The sequence below is a fragment of the Caulobacter sp. GW821-FHT12F03 genome (assembly GCF_058806855.1).
In genome coordinates this window covers 639774-657264 of the sequence record NZ_JBXAQC010000001.1, presented here as the reverse complement: position 1 = coordinate 657264, position 17491 = coordinate 639774, and the positions used below count along the sequence as shown (strand labels likewise).

At 69.0% G+C, this 17491-nt stretch carries 25 protein-coding genes; 13 read left to right on the top strand and 12 right to left on the bottom strand.

Annotated features, from left to right (window positions below):
• The 4 genes from AC1RN0_RS03225 to AC1RN0_RS03210 are packed head-to-tail and all read right to left on the bottom strand — an operon-like array spanning position 1 to position 3221.
• Positions 1 to 1011 (bottom strand): fumarylacetoacetate hydrolase family protein, encoded by a 1011-nt coding sequence (locus tag AC1RN0_RS03225; protein WP_492785986.1) that lies wholly within the window; start codon positions 1009 to 1011, stop codon positions 1 to 3.
• A complete protein-coding gene (locus tag AC1RN0_RS03220; RefSeq protein ID WP_492785985.1) occupies positions 1008 to 1781 on the bottom strand; it encodes a hypothetical protein in 774 nt (257 codons plus the stop codon). Before AC1RN0_RS03220 ends, AC1RN0_RS03225 begins: the two co-directional genes overlap by 4 nt.
• Before the next feature lie 34 nt (positions 1782 to 1815).
• Positions 1816 to 2091 (bottom strand): hypothetical protein, encoded by a 276-nt coding sequence (locus AC1RN0_RS03215; RefSeq protein WP_492785984.1) that lies wholly within the window; start codon positions 2089 to 2091, stop codon positions 1816 to 1818.
• On the bottom strand, positions 2088 to 3221 hold the full coding sequence (locus AC1RN0_RS03210; RefSeq protein ID WP_492785983.1) for a homogentisate 1,2-dioxygenase: 1134 nt from the start codon (positions 3219 to 3221) through the stop codon (positions 2088 to 2090). Before AC1RN0_RS03210 ends, AC1RN0_RS03215 begins: the two co-directional genes overlap by 4 nt.
• Positions 3222 to 3324: 103 nt before the next feature.
• Here AC1RN0_RS03210 and AC1RN0_RS03205 point away from each other — a divergent pair, with 103 nt between their 5' ends.
• On the top strand, positions 3325 to 3528 hold the full coding sequence (locus tag AC1RN0_RS03205; protein ID WP_492785982.1) for a hypothetical protein: 204 nt from the start codon (positions 3325 to 3327) through the stop codon (positions 3526 to 3528).
• On the opposite strand, the gene hppD is transcribed toward AC1RN0_RS03205, so the two are convergent.
• A complete protein-coding gene (gene hppD, locus AC1RN0_RS03200) occupies positions 3525 to 4610 on the bottom strand; it encodes a 4-hydroxyphenylpyruvate dioxygenase (protein ID WP_492785981.1) in 1086 nt (361 codons plus the stop codon). The two genes, AC1RN0_RS03205 and hppD, sit on opposite strands and share 4 nt — an antisense overlap.
• A gap of 44 nt (positions 4611 to 4654) precedes the next feature.
• Positions 4655 to 5044, bottom strand: a complete 390-nt coding sequence (locus AC1RN0_RS03195; RefSeq protein ID WP_492785980.1) for a GFA family protein — start codon at positions 5042 to 5044, stop codon at positions 4655 to 4657.
• A gap of 62 nt (positions 5045 to 5106) precedes the next feature.
• Here AC1RN0_RS03195 and AC1RN0_RS03190 point away from each other — a divergent pair, with 62 nt between their 5' ends.
• Genes AC1RN0_RS03190 through AC1RN0_RS03175 form a run of 4 tightly spaced genes read left to right on the top strand, consistent with a single transcriptional unit; the run spans position 5107 to position 6953 of the window.
• On the top strand, positions 5107 to 5703 hold the full coding sequence (locus tag AC1RN0_RS03190) for a YqaA family protein (RefSeq protein ID WP_492785979.1): 597 nt from the start codon (positions 5107 to 5109) through the stop codon (positions 5701 to 5703).
• A gap of 1 nt (position 5704) precedes the next feature.
• Entirely contained in the window at positions 5705 to 6223 is a 519-nt protein-coding gene (locus tag AC1RN0_RS03185) for a disulfide bond formation protein B (RefSeq protein WP_492785978.1), read from the top strand.
• Positions 6216 to 6779, top strand: coding sequence for a demethoxyubiquinone hydroxylase family protein (locus tag AC1RN0_RS03180; RefSeq protein ID WP_492785977.1), 564 nt, complete (start codon positions 6216 to 6218; stop codon positions 6777 to 6779). The genes AC1RN0_RS03185 and AC1RN0_RS03180 overlap by 8 nt, the downstream gene beginning before the upstream one ends.
• A 33-nt stretch (positions 6780 to 6812) precedes the next feature.
• Positions 6813 to 6953 carry a hypothetical protein gene (locus AC1RN0_RS03175; protein ID WP_492785976.1) on the top strand — a complete coding sequence of 47 codons (141 nt, stop codon included), beginning with the start codon at positions 6813 to 6815 and terminating at the stop codon, positions 6951 to 6953.
• Between the two features lie 126 nt (positions 6954 to 7079).
• Here AC1RN0_RS03175 and AC1RN0_RS03170 read toward each other — a convergent pair whose 3' ends face one another.
• From AC1RN0_RS03170 to AC1RN0_RS03155, 4 genes are all read right to left on the bottom strand, one after another.
• Positions 7080 to 7427 (bottom strand): PilZ domain-containing protein, encoded by a 348-nt coding sequence (locus tag AC1RN0_RS03170; protein ID WP_492785975.1) that lies wholly within the window; start codon positions 7425 to 7427, stop codon positions 7080 to 7082.
• 24 nt (positions 7428 to 7451) lie between these two features.
• Positions 7452 to 7610: a hypothetical protein gene (locus AC1RN0_RS03165; RefSeq protein WP_492785974.1), complete on the bottom strand. Its 159-nt coding sequence runs from the start codon at positions 7608 to 7610 to the stop codon at positions 7452 to 7454.
• Positions 7611 to 7679: 69 nt separating this feature from the next.
• Positions 7680 to 7847 carry a hypothetical protein gene (locus AC1RN0_RS03160; protein WP_492785973.1) on the bottom strand — a complete coding sequence of 56 codons (168 nt, stop codon included), beginning with the start codon at positions 7845 to 7847 and terminating at the stop codon, positions 7680 to 7682.
• A 213-nt stretch (positions 7848 to 8060) separates the two neighbouring features.
• The gene (locus AC1RN0_RS03155) at positions 8061 to 8636 is read right to left on the bottom strand and encodes an HNH endonuclease (RefSeq protein WP_492785972.1); all 576 of its coding nucleotides are present in this window, start codon (positions 8634 to 8636) and stop codon (positions 8061 to 8063) included.
• Positions 8637 to 8914: 278 nt separating this feature from the next.
• Between AC1RN0_RS03155 and AC1RN0_RS03150 the strand changes: the two genes are divergently transcribed.
• The 5 genes from AC1RN0_RS03150 (at position 8915) to AC1RN0_RS03130 (ending at position 13182) form a co-directional block, all read left to right on the top strand.
• The gene (locus AC1RN0_RS03150; RefSeq protein ID WP_492785971.1) at positions 8915 to 9625 is read left to right on the top strand and encodes a hypothetical protein; all 711 of its coding nucleotides are present in this window, start codon (positions 8915 to 8917) and stop codon (positions 9623 to 9625) included.
• 442 nt (positions 9626 to 10067) lie between these two features.
• A complete protein-coding gene (locus tag AC1RN0_RS03145; protein WP_492786413.1) occupies positions 10068 to 10706 on the top strand; it encodes a TetR/AcrR family transcriptional regulator in 639 nt (212 codons plus the stop codon).
• 254 nt (positions 10707 to 10960) lie between these two features.
• The gene (locus AC1RN0_RS03140) at positions 10961 to 11383 is read left to right on the top strand and encodes a CBS domain-containing protein (protein WP_492785970.1); all 423 of its coding nucleotides are present in this window, start codon (positions 10961 to 10963) and stop codon (positions 11381 to 11383) included.
• Between the two features lie 48 nt (positions 11384 to 11431).
• A complete protein-coding gene (gene gluQRS / locus AC1RN0_RS03135; RefSeq protein ID WP_492785969.1) occupies positions 11432 to 12289 on the top strand; it encodes a tRNA glutamyl-Q(34) synthetase GluQRS in 858 nt (285 codons plus the stop codon).
• Entirely contained in the window at positions 12286 to 13182 is an 897-nt protein-coding gene (locus AC1RN0_RS03130; protein ID WP_492785968.1) for a DMT family transporter, read from the top strand. The genes gluQRS and AC1RN0_RS03130 overlap by 4 nt, the downstream gene beginning before the upstream one ends.
• Here AC1RN0_RS03130 and AC1RN0_RS03125 read toward each other — a convergent pair.
• Both AC1RN0_RS03125 and AC1RN0_RS03120 read right to left on the bottom strand, forming a co-directional pair.
• Positions 13167 to 13904: a GNAT family N-acetyltransferase gene (locus AC1RN0_RS03125; RefSeq protein WP_492785967.1), complete on the bottom strand. Its 738-nt coding sequence runs from the start codon at positions 13902 to 13904 to the stop codon at positions 13167 to 13169. The genes AC1RN0_RS03130 and AC1RN0_RS03125 overlap by 16 nt on opposite strands.
• Before the next feature lie 79 nt (positions 13905 to 13983).
• The gene (locus AC1RN0_RS03120; RefSeq protein WP_492785966.1) at positions 13984 to 14598 is read right to left on the bottom strand and encodes a TlpA family protein disulfide reductase; all 615 of its coding nucleotides are present in this window, start codon (positions 14596 to 14598) and stop codon (positions 13984 to 13986) included.
• Between AC1RN0_RS03120 and argH the strand changes: the two genes are divergently transcribed.
• Genes argH through lysA form a run of 3 tightly spaced genes read left to right on the top strand, consistent with a single transcriptional unit; the run spans position 14599 to position 17486 of the window.
• The gene (argH, locus tag AC1RN0_RS03115) at positions 14599 to 16008 is read left to right on the top strand and encodes an argininosuccinate lyase (protein ID WP_492785965.1); all 1410 of its coding nucleotides are present in this window, start codon (positions 14599 to 14601) and stop codon (positions 16006 to 16008) included.
• Positions 16005 to 16202: a hypothetical protein gene (locus AC1RN0_RS03110; protein ID WP_492785964.1), complete on the top strand. Its 198-nt coding sequence runs from the start codon at positions 16005 to 16007 to the stop codon at positions 16200 to 16202. Before argH ends, AC1RN0_RS03110 begins: the two co-directional genes overlap by 4 nt.
• 12 nt (positions 16203 to 16214) lie before the next feature.
• Positions 16215 to 17486 carry a diaminopimelate decarboxylase gene (gene lysA / locus AC1RN0_RS03105; RefSeq protein ID WP_492785963.1) on the top strand — a complete coding sequence of 424 codons (1272 nt, stop codon included), beginning with the start codon at positions 16215 to 16217 and terminating at the stop codon, positions 17484 to 17486.
• The last annotated feature ends 5 nt before the right edge of the window (positions 17487 to 17491 follow it).

The window sequence follows — 17491 nt, the reverse complement described above, 5'->3', positions numbered from 1 at the left end:
TCAACCGGCCGGCGCCACCGTCTGTTCGATCGCGCCGAAGATCGAGTGGCGCTTCTCGTCGCGCATCTCAATGCGGACCGTATCGCCGTGACGCAGGAAGGGCGTTTTCGCCTCTCCGGCGAGCAGGGTCTCCACCGTGCGCACCTCGGCGATGCAACTGTAGCCAACGCCGCCCTGATCGACCGGTTTGCCTGGACCGCCGTCGGCGTCGCGGTTGGACACCGTGCCCGAGCCGATGATCGTGCCGGCCCCCAGCGCGCGGGTCTTCGCCGCGTGGGCGATGAGGGTTCCGAAGTCGAAGGTCATGTCGACGCCGGCGTCGGCCTGGCCGAACGGCTTGCCGTTCAGCTCGACCTCCAGCGCTCCGTGCAGCCGGCCGTCCTGCCAGCGGTCGCCGAGCGCGTCGGGCGTCACCGCCACCGGCGAGAAGGCGCTGGCCGGCTTGGACTGGAAGAAGCCGAAGTTCTTGGCCAGCTCGCCGGGGATCAGGTTGCGCAGCGAGACGTCGTTGACCAGCAGCACCAGGCGGATGGCGGCGAGCGCCTGTTCGCGGGTGGCGCCGAGCGGTACGTCGCCGGTGATCACCGCGATCTCGCCCTCGAGGTCGCAGCCCCAGGCCTCGTCCTTCAGCGGGATCGGGTCGCGGGGCGCCAGGAAGCCGTCCGAGCCGCCCTGGTACATCAAGGGGTCGGTCCAGAAGCTGGCCGGCATCTCCGCGGCGCGGGCCTGCCGCACCAGGGCGACGTGGTTCACATAGGCCGAGCCGTCGGCCCACTGGTAGGCGCGCGGCAGCGGCGAGGCGGCGTCGTGCTCGTGGAAGCGGTCCTTCGGCACCGAGCCGTGCTCAAGGCTCTCGGCCAGGCCGCGCAACAACGGTTCGCAGTATCCCCAGTCGTCGAGCGCCGCCTGGAGGGTCGGCGCGACGGCCCCCGCGGACACGCACCAGGCGAGATCACTGGAGACGACGACAAGGTGGCCGTCCCGGCCACCCTTGAGGGATGCGAGCTTCATTTTTTCTCTTCGAAAAGGGCCACCAGGGCCGGGTCGGGCTTCTTGGGAATGGTCAGGTCGTCCTGGGCGGCGCGCAGCTCGGCCATGCGGGCCGGCTTGTCGCTCCACCAGGCCTCGAACTCGCGGACCGCCTTGCGCAGGGCGATCAGCTGCTCCTCGAGGCTGAGGGGCTTTTCCTCCTCCTCGTGTTCCTCTTCGTGGGCGTCATGGGCGCCGTGGCTGTCGCCGCCGACGTTGACCGTGATGCTGTGGCCCTGGACCGTGTGGGCGACCGCCGAGGGCGCCTCGCCATGACCCGCGCCGTGGGCCGCGTGCGCCGCGTGGGCGCCGTGCCCCGCGCCGTGGCCGCCTCCGTGACCGCCGCCATGGCCGCCCTTTCCGTGGGCGTCCTTGCCGTGCTTGTCGTCCTTCTTCTTGTCCTTGTCGTCCTTCTCGCCGAGGGCCGTGTTGAGCGCCTTCATCTGCTTGCCCAGCGCGCCGCCGGCCATCAGCACGCCGCCCAGCTGGGTGCGGATCACCCGGCGCAGCACGTCCGCGCCGCGCAGGATGCCGAACTCGTCCTGCTTCAGCGCGAAGCGGGCGGCGGCGAGGATAAGCTTGTAGATGTCGTCCAGATGGGTCGCGCCGGCCTTGCGCGCCTGCGGCGTCGCCACGCCCAGCAGCAGCATCAGCAGCAGCGCCGAGGCCACCACCCAGCCGATGACGCCGAGCGGCGTCAGCAGGCCGGGCTCGTACTGCGGCCCCCAGGGAAACTCGCTATGATCCGTCATCTTCCGACCCCCTCGAAGACTCCCGAGCCGCCGTTCAGGCGGTCTTCGGAATCAGGCGGCTGACCCTGGCCCCCGCGTCGTAGCGCGAGGGTCCGCCGAACACCGCAATCTCGACCAGAATGTCCCCTCCCGGCTCGCTCGCCCACAGATAGTTTCGTTCCACCTCGACATTTCTCCCGTCAGGCGAAATTCCCTCGAAGGTGTCGCCCCACGGGGTGACCCTGGAGAGCTCGCGCCAGCGGATCGTCACCGCGCGCTGGAGCTCGTCCTCGGCCATGGCCAGGAGATGGGGGTCGGTCGCGTCGGTCATGAGGTCTTCCAGCTGTCCACGTAGGCGGTGTTTTCCACACTCGCCGCGCCGTCGCCAACCTCCAGCGGATCGCGGGTGTCGATCATCACCGCGTATTCGTCGGTCGCCGGCTTGGGCTGGCTGAGCATGTTCTTCAGCGCCTTGGGGTGCGGCCCGTGGGTGAAGCCCGACGGATGGAAGGTCATCATCCCCGCGTCGATGCCGTCGCGGCTGAAGAAGTCCCCCGCGTGGTAGAACAGCACCTCGTCGTAGTCGTCGTTGTTGTGGAAGAACGGGATCTTGATCGCGCCCGGATCGGTCTCGAACGGGCGCGGCGCGAAGGTGCAGACCACGAACCGCTCGGCCAGGAAGGTCGTGTGGACGCTCGGCGGCAGGTGGTAGCGGTGGCTGTTCAGCGGCCGGAAGTCGCGCACGTTGATCTTCACCGGCGCCAGCTCGCCGTGCCAGCCGACCGCGTCGAGCGGGTTATAGCCGTAGGTGGCCACCGAGACCTGGCCACGCTTCTTGATGTGGACGGGGAAGGTCCCCTCCTCCGCCTGGTGGGCGCGGAAGGCGTCGTCCATGGCGGGAGTCGTCAGCAGGGCCGGGTCGAACAGGGCGTGCGGGCCGAGCAGGCCCTTGTCCGGCAGGGTGAAGTGGCCGTTGGTCGCCTGGATGGTCAGGACGGCGGTCGGGGCTGTCGGGCTGAGCCGCCACATCGTGCCGCGCGGCAGGTAAAGGTAGTCGCCGGCCTCGTAGGCCAGCCGGCCGAAATCGCAGTGGAGCTCGCCCGCGCCGGCGTGGATGAACAGCAGCTGGTCGCCGTCGGCGTTGCGGGCCAGACCCGGCATGGCGGCCGACAGCTTCCAGAAGCGCATCTCGCAGGCGGCGTTGTGCAGGATGACGGGCGCGTCCCACGGCGAGGGCGCGGCGTGGTTCAGGCCGTTGAGGTCGAAGGCGCGCGGGCGCAGCGGCCCCTCGAAGCTGGTCCAGCCGGTTGGCGGCCTGCGGTGATAGAGGAAGGCCGCCGGGCCGAAGAAGCCCTCCTTGGACATCTCCCGCTCGTAGGTCCCGTCCGGCAGGTCGGCATGCGCCTGCTTGCTGTGCAGGCCTTCCGCGCCGCGGACGGGGATCCAGTTACCTTTGGCCATGATCCGGATGGGTCCTTGTCATTGAGCGTCGCCACGCGGCGGGCCGCAACCAAAACGGGCAATTCGTATTGCGCTCGCCCCATGTTCGCGCTATGTTCACACCATGACCGACGGGCCCGACAACATCGTGCTCCAGTACCTGCGTCACATCTCGACGCAGGTTGATCGGCTTGTCGAGGAAGTCTCCGAAATCAAGGTCCGGCTGACCAACGTCGAAGAGAACCTCGTCGTTCTGAACCGCCGCATGGACCGTTTCGAGCAGAGGCTCGACCGGATTGAACGTCGGCTGGGCCTCGCCGAAGCCTAGGCCTCCTTCACCACGCCGCGGCGGATCTGGTCGAGTTCGATGGACTCGAACAGGGCCTTGAAGTTGCCCTCGCCAAAGCCCTCGTTGCCCTTGCGCTGGATGATCTCGAAGAAGATCGGGCCGACCTGGTTCTCGGTGAAGATCTGCAGAAGCAGGCCCTGGCCCTCGGTCGGGGCGCCGTCGAGCAGGATGTGCTGGGCCTTGAGGCGGGCGGTGTCCTCGCCGTGGCCCGGCACGCGGGCGTCGAGCAGTTCGTAGTAGCTGTCCGGGGTGACCTGGAACTTCACGCCGCGCGCGCGCAGGGTCTCGACCGTGGCGAAGATGTCGTCCGTGCCGAAGGCCAGGTGCTGGATGCCCTCGCCCTTGTAGTCGCGCAGGAACTCCTCGATCTGGCTCTGGTCGTCCTGGCTCTCGTTGAGCGGGATGCGGATCTTGCCGTCCGGGCTGGTCATGGCCTTGGAGAACAGGCCCGTGACCTTGCCCTCGATATCGAAGTAGCGGATCTCGCGGAAATTGAAGACCTGCTCGTAGAAGGCCGCCCACTTGGCCATGCCGCCGCGGAACACGTTGTGGGTCAGGTGGTCGAGATAGGTCAGGCCGACGCTGTTGGCCTCCTCGACGGCGCCCGCGCCCTCGATCGGCAGGAAGTCGACGTCGTAGATCTCGGCCGCGCCGTAGCGGTCGACGAGATAGAGGTGCGTGCCGCCGATGCCCTCGATGGCCGGGATGTTCAGCTCCATCGGGCCGACCCTGCCCTGCACCGGCGTCGCGCCGCGCTCGACAGCCATCTTCAGCGCCTTGGCGGCGTCGCGCACGCGGAAGGCCATGGCGTTGGCCGAGGGACCGTGCACCGCGCGGAAGTCCGCCGGCTGGCCCTCGGGCTCCATGTTGAGGATGAAGTTGATGTCGCCCTGGCGGAAGCGCAGCACGTTCTTCGAGCGGTGCTTGCTGACCGCCGTGAAGCCCAGCGATTCGAACAGGCTCTTGAGCGCCTCGGGCTCGGGCGAGGTGAATTCGACGAACTCGAAGCCGTCGGTGCCGAGCGGGTTGTCGAACAGGTCGGCGCGGGGTTGGGCGTTCATCGCAGGTCTCCTTCGCAAGTCGGAAGAGATAGTAACAGATGAAACTAAAGCCGGGTAGCCGCCTCGAAGCCGATCCAGGGATGACGGGTCACGTCGTAGACGGTGCGCACCGGCATCGGGAAGGTCGGGTCGGCGAAGGCCCCGACGGCGACACAGAGAATGCCCGGCCGGCTTTCCGCCTCCCAGTACACCGTCGAGCCGCAGGTCGGGCAGAAGTGCATCGTGCTCGGGTTGCCGCTCTCGGCGATCCGGCCATAGGCGTGCGAGGCGCCGTTCACCGTCACCGCCTCGCGCGGATAGACGGCCACGAGGCCGAACGCCGATCCGGTTCGCCGCTGGCAGTCGAGACAGCTGCAGAGGGAGACCACATCGGGCTCGCCGTCGCAGGTCGCCGTCAGGCCGCCGCACTGGCAGGCCGCCGTCCGTGTGGTCATGGGGCTCTCCCTTTTCCATGCCGGCGCGAGACAAGCCCGCCGGGCCCTGATAGCACAGCCGGATGCTGCGCCGACTTTACGACTGGGTGATGGGGCTCGCCGCCTCGCGTCACGCCCCCTCCGCCCTGTTCGCGGTCTCGTTCGCCGAGAGCTCCTTCTTTCCGGTGCCGCCCGACGTCATGCTGGCGCCGATGGTGCTGGCCCGGCCGGACAAGGCCTGGCGCTACGCGGCGCTGTGCACCCTGGCCTCGGTGCTGGGCGGGTGCCTCGGCTACGCCATCGGCTACTATCTGCAGGACGCGGCGCTGTGGCTGATGAAGCTGTCGGGCCACGAAGGCGGCCTGGCCCAGTTCCAGTGCTGGTACGGCAAGTACGGCGTCTGGGTGATCCTGATCAAGGGTCTGACGCCGATCCCCTACAAGCTCGTGACCATCGCCTCCGGCCTGGCCCAGTTCGCCTTCCCGGTGTTCATCGCCGCCTCGGTGGTGACCCGGGGCGCGCGGTTCTTCCTCGTGGCGGGGATCGTCAAGAAGTTCGGCCCGGCGATGATGCCGGTCATCGAACGGCGGCTGGCGCTGTTCGCCGGCCTTCTTGTCGCCCTCGTTGTGATAGGACTTGTCGCCAGCCACTTCCTCGGAAACGGAACGAGCGCCTGCTGAGATGCCCCCTGCCCTCAAAGCCCTGATCAATCGCTGCCTCGAGAACTGGCCGCTGGTCGCCGCCCTGTCGTCGGCGCTGATGCTGGCCATCGCCCACGCGTTCGAGACCTTCGGCCATCTGGCGCCCTGCACCCTCTGCCTCAAGGCGCGGGAGGTCTACTGGGTGGCCCTGACCGTCGGGGCGATCGGCTTCGCCGGCCAGATGCTGCTGAAGGACGACCGCGTCCGCCGGCTGGCCAGCCTGCTGCTGGCGGTGATCTTCCTCGGCGGGGTGGTTCTGGCCATCTATCACGCCGGCGCCGAGTGGAAGTTCTGGCCCGGGCCCAAGACCTGCGCCTCCGGCGCGATCCAGTCGCTGACCACCCTCGACGCGGTGATGAAGGGCGGCTCGATCAAGGCCCCGGCCTGTGACACGCCCGCCTGGGTGTTCCTCGGCCTGTCGATGGCCGGCTGGAACGCGCTGATTTCCCTGAAACTGCTGGTGTACAGCGTGCTGGCCGTGAGGTTGCGCCGTGTCTGACCGTCCCGTTCCCGCCCGTCCCGGCCGCGGCGCCGGTCGTCGCCGCCTGGCCGAGATCCTGCGCGTCGACCACGCCGGCGAACTCGGCGCCGTGCACATCTATCGCGGCCAGCAGGCCGTGCTGGGCAAGGCGCGCGGCCATGAGCGGGTGGCCGGACAGCTGGCCGAGATGGAGGGCCACGAGGCCGTGCATCTGGCGCGCTTCGACGCCCTGCTGAACGAACACCAGGTTCGGCCGACCCTGCTGGCGCCGGTCTGGCGCGCGGCTGCCTTCGCGCTGGGCGCCGGCACCGCGCTGATGGGCGACAAGGCCGCCCATGCCTGCACCGAGGCCGTCGAGACGGTCATCGAAGGCCACTACGCCAGCCAGATCGCCGAGCTGTCGGCGCGCGATCCCGACCTGGCCGCGGAACTGAGTGTGTTCCGCGACGAGGAGCTGATGCACCGCGACATCGCCCGCGACGAAGGCGCGCGCGAGGCGCCGGGCTATCCGGTGCTGGCGGCGCTGATCCGCATCGGCTGCAGGACGGCGATCAAGATCAGCGAGAAGGTCTAGGAACCGGGGACGCGCCTCGCGGGTTGATTCCGCATGCCCGATCCCGAAATCCCCGCCGAACCCGATCCCGCGCCGCCCTACGAACCGCCGCAGCCCGACAACGATCCCGGCCTGCCCGGCGAGCCGGACCCCGCGCCGGCCTATGACCCGCCCGAGCCCGAAACGGTGTCCTGACGGGGACTGGCCAAGCTGTCCCTCGGGACTGCTTGTCCTGTCCCCGTTCTGAGGCAAAGGACAGGTTATCCAGTCCCGAGGGACAGGATAACCTGTCCCCTCATCCGGTGATGCAGGACAGCGCGCCTAGCGCAGCGCCATCTGGCTCCAGATGGCGCGCAGGGCCCTGAGCTGCATCTCGGTGTTGGCCTTGAGGTCGTGCCGGTCGCCGAGTCGCAGCCCCATGCGATTGCCGCGGCGCCAGACAATCTCCACGTCCCAGGCCAGTCCTTCCTTGACCTGCAGCAGGTGCAGTGGGCCGGTGAGGAACTGCGGCGAGGCGATCTCGATCATCGCGCCGGTGTCGCTGATGTTGCGGATCGTGCAATCCACCGTTTCGGTGGCGTCGACGTTGGCCAGCTTGCCGGCCAGCAGGGTGCGCTGACGGCCATTGTTTCGGCGCTGGGATGCATCGGCGGCGGACGAGCTACTCATGACGCCAGGGTACGCCCGGAAGGTTTACAGGCGGTTTGCCGAAAGCCCGGCCTGCGCCTTGGGCATCGCACGCGCCTCGGCGAGGCAGCCCTTGATGGCGTCCCAGCACCCGGGCAGGCCGAGCGCGCCGACGAAGGCGCCGGCGACGGCGAACGGCAGTCGAATGATCTCGAGAATCTTCATGGGTCACCCCCTGCCCTTGAATGGCCTGAAGATCACAACGCCCGTGTGACGGCCGGGTTTCCTTGAGAGTCAGGATTTCGGCTCGAGGTCCGGCCGCGCGGCGAGGAAGGCGGCCTTCTCGGCCGCGGTCAGCACCTTGCCGGGCTTGCGCCGCGACACCTTCGGCGTCGGCGGGGCGAAGATGGCCGGCTCGGCGGCCGGCTTGAGATCGTGCAGCCGTTTGACGGGGGGCTTCATGGTCGCTCCGGGGTGAAACCCGGCCGGACCGGCGCGAGCATCGGCAGTCATGGCAGGTTCCACGCCATTCCCAAGCAGGAAACGCGACGGATGCTCCCCCACCGTGGGCGCTGGCGGCCCGCAAGGCTGGCCGAGGGGGTATTCCGCGGCGCGGCGCCGCCCCCTCCGTCTCGCCTTCGGCGATCCACCTCCCCCGATGGGGGAGGATCTGGTCTAGGCCTCCAGCTCGATGTCCCAGTAGAGGAAGTCGAGCCAGCTTTCGTGCAGGAAGCCCGGCGGGAAGCGGCGGCCGTGGTCCTGCAGTTCGTGCATCGACGGCCGGCGCGGATGGCGGTGCGGGTGCATCTGCGCCTCCTTCGGCGTGCGGCCGCCCTTGGTCAGATTGCAGGGCGCGCAGGCGGTGACGATGTTTTCCCAGGTCGTGCGTCCGCCGCGCGAGCGGGGAATGACGTGGTCGAACGTCAGGTCGGAGCCCGCGCTGCAGTATTGGCAGGTGAAGCTGTCGCGCAGGAACAGGTTGAAGCGGGTGAAGGCCGGCGGCCGGTCCTGAGCCACGTAGGATTTGAGGCAGACCACGCTGGGCAGCCGCATCTCGAACGAGGGGCTGTGGACCATCCTGTCATAGGTGGAGATGACCTCGACCCGGTCGAGGAACACGGCCTTGATGACCTCCTGCCAGGGCCAGAGCGACAGGGGATAATAGCTGAGCGGCCGGAAGTCGGCGTTCAGCACCAGGGCCGGAAATCCCGACGGGGGCGACTTGAGCACCTTGGCCTTGTGCAGCGTCATCGGGCGCCTCCCGATGACAGGGGAGCCGATAACGGCTGGAATGAATACGCGACCGTCCTGAAGACCCGCCTCGCTTTCCGCGTCTCATCAGGGATCGCCAGCATCCCTGAACGCGACTCGCAGGATAGACCCTGTTTCGCGACGAAACCAAGACGGGGCGACGCGATCTCCGAACGAAAAGTCGAGCCGCTCCACCGCTGGCGGCGGCTTACGCTGGACCTGGCCGAAGCCAGACAAATCGGTGGACACCGCGCGCGGCGGGTCTCCACAATCGCGGCATGGCCACCAAGCAAAACCCTGCGGCGTTCTATCGGGACGCGTATGCCGAAGCCGCGAAAATCCCTCGCGCCGGTCTGATTTACATCGGATGCTGGAGTGTGGTTTCAGCCTTCATCGACCTTTTGCACTGGACGAACAGGCCGCATTTTCTGCCAGGAAACCTTCCTCCCATCGACTATGCCATCTCAGCGGTTCTGATCATCGGCTGGTTTGTGGTCGCCTATTCGGTGGCGATGCTCATGACCGGAACGCGCTGGTCCACAGTCAGCCTCGGCCGATTTTTCGCGACGTCGGTCGCGATGGCATTGCCGGCCTTGTTGGCAATCGGCCTGATCCTTCTGACACCTCCGCCGGGGACCGTGTGGATGTTTGCAGCGGTTGTCGTTCTGTCTCTTGGCGCGTTGGTCGTTTTTGCCCTTCTTCCGGGCTGGCCGGTCCTTCAAGCCACATCGATGAAGCTCGTCGGTCCGGCAGCGGCATTCAGATCGACGAAAGGTATGCGCATGTCTCTCTTTGCGACGTCCTTCATCGTCGGCGGTCTCAATCGAGTCGTCCCGACGATGTCTTCGGCCCATGACTTCCCCACGGCCTGCATCCTGGCAGTGGCGAACGGCGCCGTCTTATTCGTCAGCATGGTGATTGGTCTGAGCATCGCGGTTGCGGCCTGGAGACGGATGCTGCCCGAAATCGAGACCTCGAATATTTCCTAGGGCGGAATGGCCGAGACCGCCGGCAGGTCCATCGGCGGACCTGCAACACACGACAACAGCACCCAAAGAAAAAGGGGCGCCGCGCGGCGCCCCCGTCAGGGTCTGGCCGCGGCCGCCTCGGGGGGATCCGAGGGGACGCGGCGGGATCGAAGGATCGAGTGGGCGCGTTAGCCGCCCACGAACACCGTGGCGCCGGCGAGCGACGCGCCCAGAACCAGCAGGAAGACAGCGGCCGAACGGTCGAAAAAGCGTTCGAAGGCGATGAGTTTGGAAACGGTCATGACACACAGTCCTTAAGTTTGGGCCCCTGTCGTTGGAGCCCCCCAGTTATTCCCCCGGGGGAGCGGGGGCTGTTCGATCTGAACGACGCTTAAATAACACCGATCTGAACGGCGTCAAGATGATCTTTACAGCGTTCGGATAGAGATTTAACGTGAGCCGCATGAGAGAAGCTGCAACCGCCGAAGTCCGGCCCTATCACCACGGCGACCTGCGCCGCGCCCTGGTGGACGCCGCGCGCCGGATCCTCGAAAACGAGGGCCCGAGCGCCCTGTCGCTGCGGGCGGTGGCGCGCGAGGCCGGCGTCAGTCCGGCGGCGCCCTATCACCACTTCAAGGACAAGGGCGAGCTGCTCGACGCCGTGGCCCATGTGGGCTGGGACATGCTCGGCGAGGCCATGACCAGCGCCAAGGGCCGCACCGACGACCCGGCCGCGCACATGACCGAGATCGGGGTCGCCTATGTGCAGTTCTCGCGCGCGCACCCGGCGCTGTACCGGGTGATGTACGACTGCTCGCGCGACAAGGACATGCTGCCCGAGGGCATGCAGGACAACGAGGACAGCGCCTACTGCCAGGTGCGCGAGACGTTCCGGGCCCTGGCCGGTCCGACCGCGGCCGAGGTCGACATCGAGCTGGCGACGATCGCCGCCTGGTGCGCCGCGCACGGCCTGGCCGAGATGACCAGCTTCCGTCAGTTCGATCCGCTGAAGGAGGGCCTCGGCGGCGAGGAAGGCTTCCTGCGCGCCGTGCTGGGGCACCTGGGCATGTTCCCGGCGGCCCGGGCGAAGGCCGGCGGCTGATCTCTTTCTGACTCCTTCTGAGACGCAGACCCGAGATGCTCCGGCCAGAGGACCTGGCAGCCCGCAGGGCTGACTGAGGGGGCCGTTCCACCGGTCGGCGCAGCCCCCTCCGGCCCTTCGGGCCACCTCCCCCGGCGGGGGAGGATCATGCGTCGGCATCCTGCCCCGAGCCGTCATCGTCAGCCACTGCAGCGGAACAGCAGCCGCCGCGAGCCGTTAGGGCAGCTGACCCTCAACGGCCAAAGGACAGCCCCATGCAGATCTCCGACGTGATGACCGCCAACCCGCAGGTCGCCAAGCCGTCCGAAAGCGTTTCCGATGTCGCCCGCCGGATGACCCAGCTCGACGCCGGCGCCATTCCGGTCGTCGAGGACGGCCGCATCCTCGGCATCATCACCGACCGCGACATCGTCCTGCGCGTGGTCGGCGAGCAGCGCAGCTTCGACACCCGCGTGGACGAGGTGATGACCACCGAGGTGCAGACCTGCCGCGAGGACGCCTCGATCGCCGACGTCATCTTCCAGATGACCGACAAGCAGGTGCGCCGCATCCTGATCGTCGACGGCGCCGACAAGCTGACCGGCATCGTCTCGCTCGGCGACGTCGCCCAGGAGGCCTCGGCCCGCAAGGCCGGCGCGGTGCTGGAAGACATTTCCGAGGCCCCGGCCAACAACTGATCCCCAACACTTGATGCGAAGCGGCGCGCACCGGTCTACAGACGGCCGGTGAGCGCCCCTTTCGTCACCCGTTTCGCCCCCTCCCCGACCGGTCGGCTGCATCGCGGCCACGCCTATTCGGCGCTGAAGGGCTTCACCGCCGCCCGCAAGGCCGGCGGCCGGTTCCTGCTGCGCCTCGAGGACATCGACGCGACGCGCTGCCGGCCCGAGCACGAGGCGGCGATCCTCGACGATCTCGCCTGGCTGGGCCTGGAATGGGAGCAGCCGGTGCGCCGGCAGTCCGAACACCTGGCCGATTATGAGGCCGCGCTCGCGCAGCTGGAGGCCCGCGGCCTGATCTATCGCTGCTTCAGGACCCGCAAGGAGCTGGCCGAGGCCGCGCTGAGCGCGCCGCATGGACATGTCGCGCCGTTCCGCGGCGGGCCGATCCATCCCAACGAGGAAGACCGCTGGCTGTCGGAGCTCAAGCCGTTCGCCTGGCGGCTGTCGATCGACGCGGCCCGCGCCGAACTGGGCAGCCTGCGCGGCCTGCGCTTCCAGGAGAAGGGCGAGGGCCCGGGTGGCGAGCACGGCCGCATCGAGGCCAAGCCCGAGCTGGCCGGCGACGTGGTGCTGGCGCGCAAGGACGTGGGCGTCGCCTACCATCTGGCCTGCGTCGTCGATGACGCGCTGCAGGGCGTGACCGACGTGGTGCGCGGCGCCGACCTGTTCGAGGCCTGTCATATCCAGCGGCTGCTGCAGGCGCTGCTCGGCCTGCCGACGCCGGTCTATCGCCATCACCGGTTGCTGCTCGACGCCAACGGCGAGCGGTTCGCCAAGCGCAAGGGCGGCGAGACGCTGGGCACGCTGCGCGCGGCCGGCATGACGGGCGCGCAGCTGCGCGCCGAGCTGGGTTTCGAAGCGTGAGCGAGACGGCCGCGGACGCGCCGGTCAGGGCGCCCGTCGCCGCGCTGGCCGCGCTGGTGTTCGGCGCCTGCGCCATCGGCTTCGCGCCGATCTTCGTGCGGATGACCGAGACCGGGCCGGCCGCCGCCGGCTTCTGGCGACTGCTTCTGGCCCTGCCGCTGCTGGCGCTGCTGGCCTGGCGCAACGAAGGCGGCGGGCGGCCCGCCCGGCCCTCGCGGGCAATGCTGCTGGCCGGGCTGTTCTTCGCCATGGACCTGTCGTTCTGGCACTACGGGGTCAAGCTGACCTCGGTGGCCAACGCCACGGTGCTGACCAACCTCTCGCCGGTGGTGGTGACCACCGTGGCCTGGTTCGCCTTCCGCGAACGGCCGGGCCGCATCTTCCTCGCCGGCCTCGCCCTGGCCATCGCCGGCGCCTGGACCATGGCCGCCGCCGCCGACAAGGGCCAGGCCATCGCCCCGATGCTGGGCGACCTCCTCTCGCTGGCGACCGCCATCTGGTACGCGCTCTACTTCCTCGCCATGCGCAGGGCGCGTCAGGGGGCCGGCGCCTCCCGGGCGATGTTCTGGTCGACGCTGGTCTCGACACCGATCCTGCTGGTCGTGGCCTTCGGCATGGGCGAGGACATCATCCCGGGCTCCGGCGCCGGCTGGCTGGCCTGCGTCGGGCTGGCCGTCGTGCATGTCGCCGGACAGGGCTCGATCGCCTGGGCGCTCGGCCGCCTGCCCGCCTCGATCGCCTCGGTGGTGGTGCTGGCCCAGCCGGTGGTCGCCGCCGTGGCCGGCTGGATCCTGTTCCACGAGGCCCTGACGCCGCTGCAGATGGTCGGCGGCGTGCTGACCCTGGCGGGCGTGGTCATCGCCCAGCGCGCGCCGGTCTACCGGCCCCAGTAACGGTAGCGATAGGCCTCGCGGAAGCCGAGCTTTTCATAGAGGGCGATGGCCGTGACGTTGGCCGCCTCGACCTGCAGGTAGCTGCGCCTGGCCCCGGCCTGTTGCGCCGCGCCGAGCAGCGCCGAGACGACGCGGGAGGCCAGGCCCTTGCGGCGATTCCTGGGGCTGGTGCGCATGACCGAAATCCCGCCCCAGCCGTCGCCGACCGCGCAGGCGCCGATGGCCGCCGGCTCGCCGTCGACGTCCAGGCGGGCGAAAAACATCGGCGGGGCGATGCGGGCCAGGGTCTCGACCCGCTCACGGGCGTCGGCCGCGTCGCGATAGAGGGCCTCGAACATCACCGCCATGAAGCCGTCGTCCGGCGCGGCGAGCAGGGTCACGCCGTCATTGGTCCCGCCGACCGGGCCGGTCATGACGCAGGTCTCGGTGTTGGGCTTATAGCCGCGCCCGGCCAGCAAGGCCGGCATGTCGGCGGGCGCTGTCGCGCCGTCGACCGTCTTGAACTTCGGCGGCAGGCCGTGGCCGGCGTACCAGGCTTCGACGGCGGCGAAGGCGTCGTCGACCGGCCGGTCCGGCGCCTCGAGCGCCCAGCAGGTGTTGGCCCGTCCGGTGTGACCCGTGGAGGCGTTCAGCCGCCAGCCGCCGAGCCGCGCCGTGTGCAGCGCCGGCCAGGCCCGGGCCGAGACGTCTTCCAGCGCGATGATGTCCAGATCAGCCGTCAACGGCGCCCCCTCACCCCGTTCGCGCCGAAGGGGACCGTTTATCCTGTCCCAAGGGACAGGATAAACGGTCCCCTCAGCCCTACTCCTTCAGCAGCGCCTCGATCAGGGCGCGGGCTTCCTTGCCGTTCCAGTCGGCGTCGCCGCTGAGGCGGGCGCGTTCGCGGCCCTGCTTGTCGAAGATGATCGTGGTCGGGAAGCCGGCCGCCGTGGGCTTGAGGCCGAAGGCGAACTTGTAGCCGGGATCGCGGTAGAGCTTGAGCGGCGCGTTCTTCGCGATGTCGTCCTTCGCCAGATTGAGGTCGGCGTCGCGGTCGACGCTGATGGCCACCACCTGCACCGGCTGGGTCTGGTAGGCGGCGGCCAGTTTCGCCAGCGTCGGCATCTCGATGCGGCACGGCGCGCACCAGGTGGCCCACAGGTTGACCACCACGATCTGGCCCTTGAAGTCGGCCAGGGTCATGGCCTTGCCGTCGGCGTCGGTGAAGCCGGCGGTCGGCGCCGGCGTCGGCGCGGAGGGCACGACCAGCTTGACCAGCTCGCCCTTCGCGAATTGTCGCAAGTCCGTGTCGCTCTTGGGTTTGATGGAGGCGCTGACGATGACGTATAGAACCGCCGCGACGCCGATTAGGGCGGCGCCCCGGATGGCCCACTTCAACAGGTCGGGCCTGGGTTTCGCCGGCTGGACTTCGCTCATATGACTGACAAACCCTCGAATAAGTCCGGTGAAGGACAGGCCATGTGGGGCGGGCGTTTCTCCGCCAGTCCCAACGCCCTGATGCAGGCGATCAACGTCTCCATCGGCTTCGACAAGCGCCTGGCGACCCAGGACATCGCCGGATCGCAGGCCCACGCCGCCATGCTGGCGAAGACTGGCGTCATATCTAGCGGGGACGCCGCCGAAATCCAGCGCGGCCTTTCGGCCATCGCCGAGGAGATGGCCGCCGGGACCTTCCCGTTCCGCGACGAGTTCGAGGACATCCACATGAATGTGGAGGCGCGGCTGCGCGAGCTGATCGGCCCGGTGGCCGGCCGGCTGCACACCGCCCGCTCGCGCAACGACCAGGTGGCGCTCGATTTCCGCCTGTGGGTGCGCGAGGCCTGCGACCGCTCGGCGGCGCAGCTGGAGGGTCTGCAGCAGGCGCTGATCGCCAAGGCCGAGGCCCATGCCGACACCCTGATGCCCGGCTTCACCCATCTGCAGCCCGCCCAGCCGGTGACGCTGGGCCACCATCTGATGGCCTATGTCGAGATGTTCGGGCGCGACGCATCGCGCTTCCGCGACGCGCGCGCGCGGATGAATGAATGCCCGCTGGGCGCCGCGGCGCTGGCCGGATCGCCCTTCCCGATCGACCGCGAGATGACCGCGAAGGCGCTCGGCTTCGACCGGCCGACGGCCAATTCGCTGGACAGCGTCTCGGCCCGCGACTTCGCGCTGGAGGCCCTGTCGGCCGCCAGCATCGCCGCCACCCACCTGTCGAGGCTGGCCGAGGAGATCGTACTGTGGATGACGCCGCAGTTCGGCTTTATCCGGCTGAGCGACGCCTTCACCACCGGCAGCTCGATCATGCCGCAGAAGAAGAACCCCGACGCGGCCGAGCTGATCCGGGCCAAGGTCGGTCGGATCCTCGGCTCCCTGACCAGCCTGACGGTGGTCATGAAGGGCCTGCCGCTGGCCTATTCGAAGGACATGCAGGAGGACAAGGTCCCGACTTTCGAGGCGTTCGACGCCCTGGAGCTGAGCCTGCTGGCCATGACCGGCATGATCAGCGACCTGGAGCCGAACGCCGGGCGGATGGCCGCCGCCGCCGGGGCCGGCTTCTCGACCGCCACGGACCTTGCGGACTGGCTGGTGCGCGAGCTGGACCTGCCGTTCCGCGACGCCCACCATGTGACCGGCGCGGCGGTGAAGCGGGCCGAACAGCTGGGTCTCGACCTGGCCGATCTGCCGCTGGTCGAGCTGCAGGCGCTCAACCAGGGCATCAGCGAAGACGTTTTCAAGGTTCTGACCCCTGCCGCCTCGTCCGCAAGCCGCGTAAGCTACGGCGGAACGGCGCCCGACCAGGTGCGGTCACAGATCAAGCGCTGGAAGGATGTGCTGCGATGAAAGCCAAGTCCCTGATCGTTATCGTCGCCCTGGCGGGCGTGGCGCTGGCCGGCTGCGGCCGGCTGGGCGAACTGCAGCGTCCGGGCCCGGGCGGCCCCGAGCCGCGCGCGGCGACCAACCGCACCGTCATGGATCCCGCGATCGACCGGCGCACGCCCGCCGAAGCGCCGATCCCCGGCTCCAATCCCAAGTAAACCGGAACGCCCGTGAATCACTTCGAGGTCCGGGGCGGCGAGCTCCATTGCGAGAACACGCCCCTTTCCCGGATCGCGGAGGCCGTCGGCACGCCGGTCTATGTCTATTCCCGCGCCACGCTCGCGCGGCACTACACGGTGTTCCGTGACGCGCTTGTCGAGGCCGGCCTTGGCGACCCGCTGGTCGCCTACGCGGTCAAGGCCAACGGCAACGTCTCGGTGCTGCGGACGCTGGGCGATCTCGGCGCGGGGGCGGACACCGTCTCCGAGGGCGAGATCCGCCGGGCGCTGGCCGCCGGCATTCCGGGCGAGCGGATCGTCTTTTCCGGCGTCGGCAAGACCCGGCGCGAGATCGCGTTCGCGCTGAAGGCCGGGGTGTCGGAGATCAACGTCGAGTCCGAGCCCGAGCTGAAGCTGGTCGCCGAGGTGGCCGAGGGTCTGGGCCTGCGCGCGCCGATCGTCTTCCGGGTCAATCCGGACGTGGCGGCCGGCGGCCACGCCAAGATCGCCACCGGCAAGGCCGAGAACAAGTTCGGCGTGTCATTCGACGAGGCCGCGCGGCTGTACGCCAACGCCTCCAACAACCCGCACCTCAAGCCGCTGGGCGTGGCCTGCCACATCGGCAGCCAGATCACCGACCTGGCCCCGTTCGAGGCGGCCTTCACCCGCATGCGCGGCCTGGTCGAGGCCCTGCGCGCCGAGGGCATGACCGTCGAGCGGCTCGACCTCGGCGGCGGCCTCGGCGTGCCCTACTTCAACATGCCCGACCCGCCGGGACCGGCCGACTACGCCGCGATGATCGGCCGGGTGATGGCCGGGCTGAAGGACATCCGCTTCGCCTTCGAGCCGGGCCGGGTGATCGCCGCCAACGCCGGGGTGCTGCTGGCCGGCGTGACGCATCTGAACGTGCGGCCCGAGGGCCGGCGCTTCCTGGTGCTGGACGCGGCGATGAACGACCTGATCCGCCCGGCGATGTACGACGCCTATCACGACATCCGGCCGGTCAGGGCGACCGACGCCGTCCCCGTCGCCTGCGACGTGGTCGGGCCGGTGTGCGAGACGGGCGACACCTTCACCCGCGACCGGCTGCTGCCGCCGCTGAACCCCGGCGACGTCGTGGCCTTCATGAGCGCCGGCGCCTACGGCGCGGCCATGGCCAGCGAGTACAACTCCCGCCCGCTGGTCCCCGAGGTGCTGGTCGATGGCGACCGGTTCGCCGTGATCCGCCGGCGGCCGACCTATGACGAGATGCTGGCGCTCGAGACGCCCGCCGACTGGCAGTGACCGAC